General features: G+C 71.9%; 9 protein-coding genes and 1 pseudogene. 3 read left to right on the top strand and 7 right to left on the bottom strand.

Annotation, left to right across the window (positions count from 1 at the left end; genetic code table 11):
• Positions 1-8 precede the first annotated feature (8 nt).
• The 3 genes from AC0ZLC_RS23600 to AC0ZLC_RS23590 all read right to left on the bottom strand — a co-directional run bounded on the left by AC0ZLC_RS23600 (position 9) and on the right by AC0ZLC_RS23590 (position 2,411).
• Positions 9-218 (bottom strand): DUF397 domain-containing protein, encoded by a 210-nt coding sequence (locus tag AC0ZLC_RS23600; protein WP_476753936.1) that lies wholly within the window; start codon positions 216-218, stop codon positions 9-11.
• Positions 219-490: 272 nt separating this feature from the next.
• Entirely contained in the window at positions 491-1,348 is an 858-nt protein-coding gene (locus AC0ZLC_RS23595) for a helix-turn-helix domain-containing protein (RefSeq protein WP_476753935.1), read from the bottom strand.
• A 307-nt stretch (positions 1,349-1,655) separates the two neighbouring features.
• Positions 1,656-2,411: a GOLPH3/VPS74 family protein gene (locus AC0ZLC_RS23590; RefSeq protein ID WP_476753934.1), complete on the bottom strand. Its 756-nt coding sequence runs from the start codon at positions 2,409-2,411 to the stop codon at positions 1,656-1,658.
• A 231-nt stretch (positions 2,412-2,642) separates the two neighbouring features.
• Between AC0ZLC_RS23590 and AC0ZLC_RS23585 the strand changes: the two genes are divergently transcribed.
• Entirely contained in the window at positions 2,643-5,726 is a 3,084-nt protein-coding gene (locus AC0ZLC_RS23585) for a D-alanyl-D-alanine carboxypeptidase (RefSeq protein WP_476753933.1), read from the top strand.
• A 310-nt stretch (positions 5,727-6,036) separates the two neighbouring features.
• Complete coding sequence (locus AC0ZLC_RS23580; protein ID WP_476753932.1) at positions 6,037-7,959, top strand: MFS transporter; 1,923 nt, start codon at positions 6,037-6,039, stop codon at positions 7,957-7,959.
• Positions 7,960-8,245: 286 nt separating this feature from the next.
• Here AC0ZLC_RS23580 and AC0ZLC_RS23575 read toward each other — a convergent pair whose 3' ends face one another.
• Both AC0ZLC_RS23575 and AC0ZLC_RS23570 read right to left on the bottom strand, forming a co-directional pair.
• Positions 8,246-8,752 carry a glutathione peroxidase gene (locus tag AC0ZLC_RS23575; protein ID WP_476753931.1) on the bottom strand — a complete coding sequence of 169 codons (507 nt, stop codon included), beginning with the start codon at positions 8,750-8,752 and terminating at the stop codon, positions 8,246-8,248.
• Positions 8,753-8,811: 59 nt separating this feature from the next.
• Positions 8,812-9,822, bottom strand: a complete 1,011-nt coding sequence (locus AC0ZLC_RS23570) for an ArsR/SmtB family transcription factor (protein WP_476753930.1) — start codon at positions 9,820-9,822, stop codon at positions 8,812-8,814.
• Positions 9,823-9,919: 97 nt separating this feature from the next.
• Here AC0ZLC_RS23570 and AC0ZLC_RS23565 point away from each other — a divergent pair, with 97 nt between their 5' ends.
• Positions 9,920-11,152 (top strand): MFS transporter, encoded by a 1,233-nt coding sequence (locus AC0ZLC_RS23565; protein WP_476753929.1) that lies wholly within the window; start codon positions 9,920-9,922, stop codon positions 11,150-11,152.
• On the opposite strand, the pseudogene AC0ZLC_RS23560 reads toward AC0ZLC_RS23565, so the two are convergent.
• Both AC0ZLC_RS23560 and AC0ZLC_RS23555 read right to left on the bottom strand, forming a co-directional pair.
• Positions 11,123-11,233, bottom strand: a pseudogene (locus AC0ZLC_RS23560) (DUF397 domain-containing protein); the annotation flags it as partial. The gene AC0ZLC_RS23565 and the pseudogene AC0ZLC_RS23560 overlap by 30 nt on opposite strands.
• Positions 11,230-12,054 (bottom strand): helix-turn-helix domain-containing protein, encoded by an 825-nt coding sequence (locus AC0ZLC_RS23555; RefSeq protein WP_476753928.1) that lies wholly within the window; start codon positions 12,052-12,054, stop codon positions 11,230-11,232. The pseudogene AC0ZLC_RS23560 and the gene AC0ZLC_RS23555, both read right to left, overlap by 4 nt.
• Positions 12,055-12,093 lie beyond the last annotated feature (39 nt).

The raw sequence follows: 12,093 nt of genomic DNA, 5'->3' as shown, positions 1-12,093 counted from the left end.
GCATCAGGTCAGGTGAGGTCCAAGGCTCCCCGGCCGACCTCGGCCACGAAGGTGTTCCACGAGCGTGCGGGGAACGCCAGCGTGGGACCCTCGGGGACCTTGGAGTCCCGGACGGCCATCGCCGCGAGAAGCGGGGACTTGACCTCGACGCACGCGCCGTTGCCGGTGGAGTACGAGGACTTCGTCCAGGTGTCCGTGGCGCCTTGCTGGATTGCCATTTTTGCTCCGGTAGCCAGTCGTTGAGTTGCTGTCACCGCGCAGCGGGTTCCTTCCGGAGCCCGCGGTTCGGATTGCGCCACCGTTCTTGCTCGATGGCGTGATCGACGCTACTCGCCCGCACCGGTGGGCGAAGCGACTATTCACTCGACTGGATGGCATATTCCAGGGGGGTCTTCCCTCCCGGTCCAGCGAAGGTGTAGTGTCCGCGCCTTCGCCTCGGGAGGCCCGTTCCGGAGCGCCCGCGCATCCGTCCGGGACCCCGGCGCGCGGTTCAGCGCGCGTACTCCTTCGCGATGTCCGCGATGAACTGACGGGACTGCTCCACGTTCAGTGCCTGCGCCCGCAGATGCTCGTACATCACGCTGTACTTCTGGACGTCGTTCGCCTTCTCCAGGTACAGATCGCTCGTGACGCCCTCGATGTAGACGACGCTGGAGTCCGCCGCGTCGGGGAACTCCAGGATCGCGTACTGCCCGTTGAGCCCGGGATGCGCGCCCATGTCGAAGGGGATCACCTGCACGGTGACGTGCGGCAGCTGGGACTGCTCGACCAGGTGCTCCAACTGGTCCCGCATCAGGGAGCGGTTGCCGACGGTGCGGCGCAACGCCGCCTCGTCGAGCACCGTCCACAGGCGCAGCGGGTTTTCCGGGGCGGAGATTCGTTCCTGCCTGCGCAGGCGCACCTGCACGCGCTTGTCGATGTCGCCCGGGGCCGTCTCCGGCAGGGCGCCGGCGATCAGGGCCTCCGCGTACGGCCGGGTCTGGAGCAGGCCGGGGACGACCTGCGGATCGTAGACCCGCAGCGAGGCGGCGTCGGTCTCCAGACCGATGTAGACGCTGTACGGGATGTCACCGAACGAGTGCCACCAGCCCTGCTGGCGCGAGTCCTTGGCCATCTGCATCAGCGAGTCGACGATCCGGTGGTCCTCGACCTCGTAGACCCCGCACAGGTCGCGGACGTCACGCTGGCTGATACTGCGCCGCCCGTTCTCCAGCCGGCTGATCTTCGACTGCGAGACCAGCAGCCGCTCGGCGACCTCTTCCGCGGTCATGCCCTTGAGCTCACGGAGCCGCCGCAGTTCCTGGCCCAGTCGGCGGCGCCGGACGGTGGGATTGACATTGGACGCCACGGGACGTGCACCTCCGGCTGCGTGCCTCTACTTTGCGTATCTGCTGCTGAGCAGACTGCCACCAAGGTGCTTGATACCGCTGGGAAACGGCGGATATGCGCTGCGTACACGACAGTTCGCGATTCGACCGTACATGCGGCCGCGCGGGGCGGTGGGGCCGTGCCGCCGTCCGGACGGACGTCGTACGGTCCCACCGCCCCGCGCGGACCAGCGGCTCCCGAACCGGGTCGTGGGGACTGCGGTGCGGCGCTGACGTGCTGGTGATGCGGTGGTGGTGCGGGTCGTGCCGGTGCCGGGGTGCCGTGGATCAGTGGACCACGGCGCGCGCCATGGAACCGTGGCGCGGTTGCATCGGGAGGCCGCCTGCGGCCTCCGGTGCGGACCTGACGCCGGCGGTGGCCGGACGGCCTGCCGGTGCCGGGCTGCGGCGCGGCTGAGCGGCCACGCCGTTCTGGACGTCCATGACCGCGTGCGCCACGAGGCCGCCCATGGGGTCGTGCCTGATCAGGTCCCGGAGCCTGGAGCGGGACGAACGTCCCTCATTCCCCGGGTAGAGGTGCTTGCCGAGACCGACCGCGTGGGCCAGCGCGGCGAGCGCCGCGGTCCGCGGGTCCGGCGGTACGCCGGTGCGGATCGCACTGTCCAGCCGGGCTCTGATCTCCCGGCTGATCTCCGTGTCCGTCGCCTGGTAGCGAGTCGTCGGAAGCACCCCGCACATCTGGCCGGCCACGGCATGGACCATGCCGCACCTCTCCAGATGCGAGAGGTAGGTCTGGCGCAGCCCCAGGCGGGGTCCGCCAATCCAGTTGACCGCGCGTACGGGTGCTCCGCGTCGGCGAAGCAGTTCCAACGCACAGTCCAGTGTCGGATCTCCTGTCGGCCGTGGTACCACCACGGCGATACGATCCCCGTCTGGGGCTATCCGTCCGGCCAGCGCCAGCTCCACTAGCTGTGCTCCGGCCAGACCGAGGTCGAGCGACTGCGGCTGTGCGGTGGTACCCGTGGTCGGGTCCAGCGCCAGCAACAGAAGCTCCTCCGGAATTGTTCTGCGGCTCCTGCCCATCCATGCCTCCCCGCGTGGATGAATGACAGGGTGACCCCTCTCACATTGGTCTGTCGAGAGCACGTGACCAGTTCGTAGTGGAACCGGTAGGTATGTCGTTCTCGTCTACCGCGGAGGGCAGGCCCGCACACAGGACACTGGTACATGGTTCGGACAGCGGTGTCCGGGCGGCGGTTTCGAGGGTTCACGGTTCGGTTGGGCGCCGCTGGGCGGCGCATGGAGGAGGCATCGGTGGCGGGCGAGTCCCCCGACAGGTCGAAGCAGCACGAGTCGTCGGCGTCGGCAGAAGCGACGTCGGGGACCCCGGCCGCGGTTCCGGGGCCGACGCGGGGGTCGGCGTCGACCCCGGCCGACCCCCGGATGGCGGTGGCCCGGGAACGGGCCGCCACGGTACGGGTCGACCAGGCGACGGCGGTCTTCTCGACCCGGGCGCTGAAGGAGGCCGAGGGCTCACCGGCGGCTGCCGAGGAGCCGGAGGGCGCGGCTCCGTCGGAGAGCGCCGGGAAGGGCGCCGCGGGCGACGCGCGGCTGCGGGCCGCGGTCGCCGCGTGGGTGGCGACCGCGGACGACCCCGAGGACGCGGCACCGGACGCCGGCGCCTCATCCCCCGACGAGGACAGCTCCGTCGAGGACACCCCGGGCAGGGGCGCCTCCGGCGAGGGCACCGCCGACACCTCCGTCAAGGACACCCCGGGTACGGGCGCCCCCTCCCGCGGGAGCGCCCCGGGTACGGCCGTCTCCGACGAGGACAGCTCCGTCGAGGACACTCCGGGTACGGGCGCCTCGGGCGGGTCCGCCCCCGGCGAGGGCACCACCGTTGAGGACGGCTCCGAAGCGAGCACCCCGGCTGCGGGTGCCCCCGGCAAGGGCAGCTCCGTAGTGGGCGCTTTCAGCGAGTCCGCCTCGGGCGGGAGCACCCCGGCGAGGGGCGGCTCCGGTACCGGCGCGTCCCGCAAGGGCGCCGTGGGTACGGCTGCCTCCGGTGAGACCGCCGCGCCCGCCCCCGGTGAGGGGGCTTCCACTGAGCGCGGCTCCGACGCGAGCGCCCCGGCTGCGGGTGCCCCCGGCAAGGGAACCCCGCGTACGGCCGCCCCCGGCAGGAGCAACTCACGCGGGGCCACCTCGGGCGCGAGCACCTCCGTCTCCCCGGAGGAGACCGCCGCCGCGGGCGCGAAGACCCCCGAGGACGCCGAGCCTTCGGCAGCGGCCAGGACCGCCGCCCCCGAGGACGCCAAGCCCGCTCAGGCCGTCAAGGCCCCCGTGGACGCGAAGGCCCCCGAGGACGCGAAGCCGTCGGCAGATGCCGCCCCCGGGGACGCCAAGCCCGCTCAGGCCGTCAAGGCCCCCGTGGACGCGAAGGCCCCCGAGGACGCGAAGCCGTCGGCAGACCCCGCCCCCGGGGACGCCAAGCCCGCCCCGGCTGCCAAGCCCTCCGTAGGCGCGAAGGCCCCGCACGACGCCAAGCCGTCCGCAGACGCCGAGGCCCCCGTGGGTGCGAAGGGCCCCGAGGACGCCGAGGGGGCCGCGAAGCCCGACGGCGCCGGGCGTCCCGTGGACCAGCCCACCGCCGCCTTCAAGGCCGTACGGTCCGCCGCCCCGCCGGTGGACCAGCCCACGACCATGCTCAAGCTGGGTGACGCCGGCAAGACCCCGGCCGACAAGACCCACGCCAGGCCGACTGCCACTCCCGCCAAGCCGGCCGTCGCACCCGGCGTCGAGCCGGGGAACGACACCCCCCGCGCCCAGCAGGCGCCGCAGGCCGGAGCCAAGCCGGCCGCCGCCCCCGGAGCCGAGCAGGACGCCGCCCCCGGCGCCAAACCGGAGCCGAACCGTGCCGGGGACGGCGACGAATCCCCGGCGGAGCGGACCAGCAAGTTCGTCGCGCTGAAGCCGCTGGACGAGCCCCCGGCGAAACCGCGCGCGACCACGCCGGCGACGGCGAAACCCCCGGTCCCGCCGGCCGAGGCCACCGCCGCCGTCCCGCAGGTCGGCCCCGAGCGGACCACCCAGCAGCCGCTGCCCCCGAAGCCCCCGCTGGACCTGCTGGCCGAGCTGACGAACACCCCGCCGCCCCCGGAGACCCCGGTCCGCACGCTCGTGCGGCGCTTCAAGATCTGGACCCCGCTGGTCCTGCTGCTCGCCGTCGTCTTTGCGGTGGCACAGGCCGTGCGACCGCTCCCGGAGCCGGGCCTCGCGCTCACCGCCGGCGAGACGTACACCTTCGACGGCGGCGACCTCGACCTGCCGTGGCCGGGCCAGGGCCAGTCGGCCATCGAGGTCGAGGGCGTCGGCAGCCTCGGCACCGACGGCAAGCAGAAGCCCGCCCCCATCGCGAGCGTCGCCAAGATCATGACGGCGTACGTCATCCTCGAGGAGCACCCCCTCAAGGGGAACGAGGGCGGCGAGAAGATCACCGTCGACCAGCAGGCCGAGGACGAGTCGAAGAACGAGGACGAGTCGACGGCCGCGCTCTCCAAGGGCCAGAAGTTCACCGAGCGCCAGATGCTCCAGATGCTGATGATCCCGTCCGGGAACAACGCGGCACGACTGCTGGCCCGCTGGGACTCCGACAGTGAGACCTTCGTCGGCAAGATGAACGCCGCCGCGAAGAAGCTCGGCATGTCGAAGACGACGTACACGGACCCGAGCGGTCTCGAGAAGACGACCGTGAGCACTGCCACCGACCAGCTCGAGCTGGCCAGGGCGGTCATGCAGAAGGACGTCTTCCGGTCCATCGTGGGCATGGCGAGGGCCGACGTCCCCGGTCTGGACAAGCCGATCTACAACAACAACGACCTGCTGGTGAAGCAGGTCGGCGTGATCGGCCTGAAGACCGGTTCGTCGACCCCCGCGGGCGGCAACCTGGTGTGGGCGGCCACCAAGACGGTCGCCGGCAAGACGCAGACGGTGTACGGCGCGGTCCTGGGCCAGAACGCCGGCACGGGCCGGGTCTGGGACAGCCTGCAACTGGCCCTCACCAACAGCCAGAAGCTGATCGACAAGGTCCAGCAGGGCCTGACCACCGCCACGGTGGTGAAGAAGGGCGACGTCGTCGGGTACGTGGACGACCGGCTCGGCGGCAGGACCCCCGTGGTCGCCACCGAGAACCTGAAGGCGGTCGGCTGGCCGGGGCTGCGGACGAAGCTGTCGATCGGCCCCGGCGACAAGACCGTCCCGCACTCCGCCAAGGCCGGCACGGTCGTCGGCGAGCTGACGGTGGGCGACGGTTCCGACCACGCCGTGGACATCCCGGTGGCGCTCCAGTCGGACCTCGGCGAGCCGGGCTTCGGCGCGAAGCTGACGCGCGTGAGCTGAAGCAGCACGGGTGCTGCTGCTGCACGTGCGCTGCTGTAGGTGGATCGACCGCGAGCCGACCCGGTCGGCCGGCGCGGGGAGCGGGCCCGGGCGTTCACCCGTCCGGGCCCGCCCGGCGTACGCGCCCCGACGCGGGCGGGCGTACGCCGGGCTGAGGTGACCGGATGTCGCGAGCGCGCCGTGCACCCCGTCGCCGGCGCCCCGCCCGGGCGCTCCCCGGCGGGGTGCGTGCTAGCGTCGCGAAACGGGGCGGGTCGTGGGCCGTGGGGCCCGGCGAGAACGCGAAACGGGACACGGGGAGTACCGACAGGTGGCCACAGCGGAGCCGACACACGCCGACGACGCCATGCCGGATCCGGACTCCGGCCCGCGAATACGGCTGCCCGCCGACGCCCCGGCCCAGGCCGCGGCCAAGGCGGAATCCGACCCGGACACCGCTCCCGTCACCCCCGGGGCCACGACCGAGCCCGCACCCGCCACCCCGGAAGCCACGACCGAGCCCGCGCCCGCCGCCGCCACCGGCGGCCGTCTCGACCCGCTGCTGCGTCATCCGGTCCTGCTCCTCACCCTGCTCTCCGGAGTCCTCCACCTCGTCTGGTTCTTCACGTTCGCGAACAGTGGCGGGGACCTGGCGGCCCAGGACGCGTGGGCGGAGTTCGTGGGGCGGCACCCCGACTCGGCGTACAACCTGGCGTGGTACGGCGGGATGCACCCGGTGTCGTACAGCGTGGTGTCGCCGTATCTGATGTCCGTGCTCGGCGTGCGGACGACGATGATGATCGCGGGGACGGTCTCGGCCGGGCTGCTGACGATGATCCTCATCCGCAGCCGGGTCGTACGGAATCCGCTGTGGCCCGCACTGGCGGGCGTGTTCGGGCTGCTGTGCAACGCGGCGTCGGGCCGGGTGACCTACGGCCTCGGCATGGTGTTCGGGCTGGGAGCCACCGCCGTGGTCTTCTGCTGGCCCCACCGCTGGCGCTACAAGCGCTGGGCGAAGGCCCTCTGCGCCGCCCCGCTCGCCGCCCTCGCGACCGCCGCCTCACCCGTCGCCGGGCTCTTCGTCGGGCTGGTCGCCGTCGCCCTCTTCCTCCAGAAACGGCGTCCGGGCGCGTGGGCGCTGGGCATCGCCCCGGCCCTCGTCGTCGCGGCTTCCGCCTGGCTGTTCCCGTTCTCGGGGACCCAGCCGATGGGCTTCGGCTCGGTCGTGCTGCCGTTCCTGTCCGCCGTCGCCGTCTTCCTGCTGGTGCCCGTGGAGTGGAAGACGGTACGGATCACGTCGGCGGTGTACGGGCTCTCCGTGCTCCTGGTGTGGCTGATCAATTCCCAGATCGGTTCCAACATCACCCGGCTGGCGATGCTCTTCACCGGCGTCGTGCTGATGGCGGCGCTGCCTTTCGCGGCGCCGCGCAGCCGCACGTGGTACGCGACCGTCCTCTCCGTCGCGGTGTTCGTCGGCTGGATCGGGTTCAAGTCGGTCGACGACGTCGTGCACACCACCCCGACGGCGTCCTGGGCCCGCGAGCTGGCGCCCCTGGTGAACGAGCTCCAGGTGGTCGGCGCCGAGCGGGGCCGCGTCGAGGTGGTCCCGGCGCGCTCGCACCGTGAGGCCTCGGCGCTCGCCCCGTACGTGAACCTCGCCCGCGGCTGGAACCGGCAGGCGGACATGGAGCGCAACCCGCTCTTCTACGACGACACGCTCAACTCGGCGAACTACCACGAGTGGCTCCAGCGCTGGGCCGTGCACTACGTGGTGCTGCCCAAGGACGAGCCGGACGGCGACGGCGGGGAGCGGGAGCGCCAGCTCGTCCAGCGGGGCATGCCCTACCTGAAGCAGATCTGGGGCGACGCGAACTGGCAGCTGTTCGAGGTGACCGACCCGACGCCGCTGGCCGACCCGCCGGCCGTCGTGGACCGGGCCGAACAGGGTGAGCTGACGATCGAGGTGAAGAAGGCGGGGCGGGTACTCATCCGGATCCCGTACTCGCCCTGGCTGGGACTCGTCGACGCGGAGGGCAAGAGCGTCAAGGCCCCCCAGGAGACGGAGGAGTCCGAGCACCGCGAGGACGGTACGCCCAAGTCCTTCGACAACGTCAACGGCTGCCTCATGGAGGCCGAGGAAGACGCCTCCGGCGACAAGTGGACCGAACTCCTCGCCCCCGCCCCCGGCACCTACCGCCTGGCAGCCCCCTACCAACTCCCCCGAGGCACCCCGTGCCCGGACGAACTCCGGTAACCCGGAAGCCCACCCGAAATCCAGCCCCTCCGGGCCTCGCACCAATCCAGCAGCCCCTCCGGCGTTTGAGGAGCGGGGTCCGGGGCGGAGCCCCGGGACGGGACGGGCAGGGGCGGAGGGGGCGAAACACCTCCAGCCCCCACCCACGCGGGTTCACCCTCCCCGCGGGCTCACGGGGGATTCGGCGAGATACACCCCCCGGCAGGGACCGCGGGGCCCCTGCGGACCGAAGGACCACGGGGTCGCAGCGGACCTAGGGGCTACGGGGCCTCGGCGGACCGGGGGCTTACGGCAGGGCCTTCTCCACGGCCGCGACCAGCTCCGGCGCCTCCGGCTCGGTCTGCGGCGAGAAGCGCGCGAGCACGTCACCGCCGGGCCCGATCAGGAACTTCTCGAAGTTCCAGCGGATGTCCCCGATGTGGCCCTCGGCGTCCGCGGTGTCCACCAGGCGCGTGTACAGCGGGTGCCGGCCGTCGCCGTTCACCTCGGCCTTCTCGGTCATCGGGAAGGTCACGCCGTACGTGGCGGAGCAGAACTCGGCGATCTCCTCGGAGGTCCCCGGCTCCTGCCCGAGGAACTGGTTGCAGGGCACGCCGAGCACGGTGAAGCCCCGGTCCGCGTACTGCTCGTGGAGCCGCTCCAGGCCCGCGTACTGCGGGGTGAGCCCGCACTTGGAGGCCACGTTCACGATCAGGACGGCCTTGCCCCGGTACTGCCCGAGGTCTGCGGAACCGCCCTGCAGCGCACCGATCTCTATATCGAACACGGAACCGGAAGTCTCAGAAGTAGTCATCCCCGGATGCTAGCCCTGCCGGACGCCCCCTCGGCGTCCCGCCCGCACCCGCGCCGGAGTCACCCGTCCCGCTGCGCCCGGACGAGGACCTCGCCGGCGGGCGTCCGGTAGTACAGCACCGAACGCCCGGCCCGGCGCCGCTCCACCAGCCGGGCGTCCAGCAGCACCCGGAGATGGCGCCCCACCGAGCCGAGCCCCTGCCCGGTCACCGCGACCAGCTGGCTCGTGCTCATCGGGGAGCCGAGCAGGACGAGGACGCCCGCCCGGGAAGGCCCGAGCAGCGCGCCCAGGCTCTCCGGCACGGACTTTGGCCCGGTCCGCACGAGCGCCCCCGAGCACGGGTACACGACGGCGTACCGGTGCGGCTCCTCCCACGACACCCAGCCGTGCCGCTGGGACGTGATGGGCACGAAGAGCAGCTCGGCGCCGGAGATCTCCCGCGGCGGATACTCGTGAAGGTTGACCTGGAGCCGGTTCTCGCCGAGCCAGCGCGTCCCGGGCCGCAGGGTGTCCAGCGCCGCGGCCCAGCCGCCCTGGCCGAGCTGCGCGGTACGGGAGACCACGTCGGCTTCGAGGATGCGCCGACGCCGGGTCCAGTACGGGCGTACGGCCTCGGTCCACACGAAGGTGAGCAGGTCGGCGGCGCGCTGGGGGAGGTCGTCCCGCTCCAGGGCGGCGGGGAGCGGACCGCGCAGCGAGACCCGGAGATGGGCACGGGCCGCCTCGGAGGACGCCTCCCGCACCCGCGCGACCTCGTCCTCGAAATCCTCGTAGTCACCGGACCCTCCGGACCCCCCGGACCTTTCCGGGGCCCGCCCGCGAGGGGTCGGCGTCAGGAAGTCGGCGATCCACTCCCGGCCGAGGCCGGAGCGGATGAGCAGCGCGGTGACCTGGTCCCCGGCCAGCCGCCGCCGGTACGCCGGCAGATGTGCGTCCAGCCAGGCCCGCTCGCCGGGGTGCGCGCCCGTCCCCGCCTGGAGGATCTTCAGGGCCCCGAACGTCTCCGCGAGCGGCGACAGCACGAACCGGCTTCCCGCCAGGGTGTCCGCGTTGACCTGCCACCAGCCCATACGCCCCGCCCTGCCCCGTCGGTTTCGCCCGTCCCGTGGGTTTCGCCCAGGCGCGAAACAATAACGGCCGTCCCGGGGCCCGCCGGAGACTCCGCCCATGCGCACCTACTCCGACCTCTTCCGCACCCCGGAGTTCACTCCGCTCTTCCTGGCCTCCGCACTCAGGTCGGCGGCCCAGACGATGAGCGGCCTGGCCCTCGGCACGCTGGTGTACGAGGCCACCGACTCGCCGCTGCTCTCCGCCCTGAGCATGTTCGGTCCGTCCCTCGCCCAGGTGCTGGGCGCGACCACTCTGCTCTCGGCGGCGGACCGGCTGCGGCCCCGCGCCACCCTGACCGGTGTCGCCCTCGCCTTCGCGGCCGGTACGGCGTTCCTCGCGATTCCCGGGGTCCCGGTGTGGGGCGTCCTCGTGCTGGTCTTCGGCCTCGGTCTGGTCGCCTCGCTGGGCGGCGGTGTCACCTGGGGCCTGCTGAACGAGCTTCTGACCAGAGACGGCTATCTGTTGGGCCGGTCGGTCTTCAACATGATGCACGGCATTACGCAGATCCTGGGCTTCGCGACCGGCGGCGTCCTGGTGGCCGCGCTGTCACCGCGGCTCGGCCTCGTCGTCGCCGCCGCGCTGTACCTGGTCACGGCGGTGGTCTCCCGCTTCGGTCTGAGCCGCCGCGAGCCCAGGGCGGCGGGCCGGCCGTCCGTGGCGGAGACCTGGCGCACCAACGCCCTGTTGTGGTCGTCCGGTCCCCGCCGCCGCGTCTATCTGCTCCTGTGGATCCCCAACGGCCTGGTCGTCGGCTGCGAATCCCTCTTCGTCCCGTACGCCCCGGCCCACGCGGGCCTGCTGTTCGCCTTCGGGGCGTTCGGCATGTTCGTCGGGGACGTGACGGTCGGCCGCTTCCTGCCGCCGCGGGTACGCGCGCGGCTCGGCGTCCCGTTCCTGCTGCTCCTCGCCGCCCCGTACCTGTTCTTCGTCCTGCACCCGGGGACGGCCGTGGCGGCGGCCTGCGTGGCGGTGGCGTCCGTGGGCTTCGGCGCGAGCCTGATCCAGCAGGAACGGCTCATGGAACTCACGCCGGACGAACTGAGCGGCCACGCCCTCGGGCTGCACTCCTCGGGCATGGTCACGCTTCAGGGAGTGAGCGCGACGCTGGCCGGAACGGTGGCCCAACTGACTTCACCGGCCACGGGGATGACGGTGATGGCCGCCGCGTCGGTCGCCGTGACGCTCGCGCTGTCAGCGACGGGCAAGCGTGAGGAACGCGGTCCAGGCGACGGGCGCGACACGGAAGACGGGGCCGTCGGGGGCCTTCGAGTCGCGGACGTGGACGGCTGAGGGAAGGGTGGCGACCTCTAGGCAGGCGCCGCCCTGTTCACTGCTGTAGCTGGACTTGAACCACTGCAGATCGATGCTCATTGCTCTCCTAGCAACCGGCTCAACAGGCTCTTGGTCTCCTGGGCGTTGAGCGCCTGTGTCCGCAGCATCGCATATTTGCGCTCCAGGGCGGACACCTCATCCGGCTCGGCGTTCAGCCAACCTCTGCGCTGGCCTTCGATGTAGGCGACGCGCTGATGCTCGGGTGTCTCAAGGAGAATGAACGGCCCGGAAAGTCCTGCGTTGAACTCCCGCCCTACCGGCATGACCTGCAAGGTCACACCAGGCAGATCCGCGTGCTCAGCCAGGCGGCGAAGTTGCTCGAAGTAGATCTCGTCACCGCCGAGTCGGTCCATCAGGATGACCTCCGAGACGATGAAGCTGGCCGTCGGCGGCTCCCTGCGCCGGAGAATCCCCTGGCGTGCCACGCGAGCTGTGACACGCTGCGCCGCCTCGTCCTCGGTGAGCGACGGAACCTCGTTCTGAAACACCGCGTGGGCATACGCCTCGGTCTGAAGCAGCCCCGGGAGTACCTGGTTCTCGTACCAGGACAGGGCGATGGCCTCCCGCTCCAAGTCCATGTACTCCTCGGCCCAGCGGGGGAACAGATCCACCTCGGGCATGTGCTCCAGGGCCGCCGACAACACGCCCCTGGAGTCGAGGACTTGGTCCAGCAACGCGGCGAAGTCCTCCTTCAGCGGGCGTCTGCCCTGCTCGATGGAGGCGATGGTCTCCTCGTCCACGAGGGCCCGCTCGGCGAGCGAGCGCTGGGTGAACCCGGCGGCCCGCCGCAGGACGCCCAGCTGCGCGCCGACCATCTTCATCGCTGACGCGTTCTTGCGCGAACGCTTCCTGGAGGTCATACGGTCCAACTCCCCCTCACGGCCGGTACGTCCACCGCG

The organism is Streptomyces sp. GLSS-08 (assembly GCF_056387915.1).
The sequence above is the reverse complement of the archived record's forward strand: the minus strand, read 5'-3'. Positions and strand labels throughout refer to the sequence as shown.

Excerpts from the sequence above, each read along its gene's own strand:
- AC0ZLC_RS23570 (WP_476753930.1), bottom strand. The coding sequence starts at position 9,822 with ATGGGCTGGTGGCAGGTCAACGCGGACACCCTGGCGGGAAGCCGGTTC.
- AC0ZLC_RS23555 (WP_476753928.1), bottom strand. The coding sequence starts at position 12,054 with ATGACCTCCAGGAAGCGTTCGCGCAAGAACGCGTCAGCGATGAAGATG.
- AC0ZLC_RS23590 (WP_476753934.1), bottom strand. The coding sequence starts at position 2,411 with ATGGGCAGGAGCCGCAGAACAATTCCGGAGGAGCTTCTGTTGCTGGCG.
- AC0ZLC_RS23575 (WP_476753931.1), bottom strand. The coding sequence starts at position 8,752 with ATGACTACTTCTGAGACTTCCGGTTCCGTGTTCGATATAGAGATCGGT.
- AC0ZLC_RS23600 (WP_476753936.1), bottom strand. The coding sequence starts at position 218 with ATGGCAATCCAGCAAGGCGCCACGGACACCTGGACGAAGTCCTCGTAC.
- AC0ZLC_RS23565 (WP_476753929.1), top strand. The coding sequence starts at position 9,920 with ATGCGCACCTACTCCGACCTCTTCCGCACCCCGGAGTTCACTCCGCTC.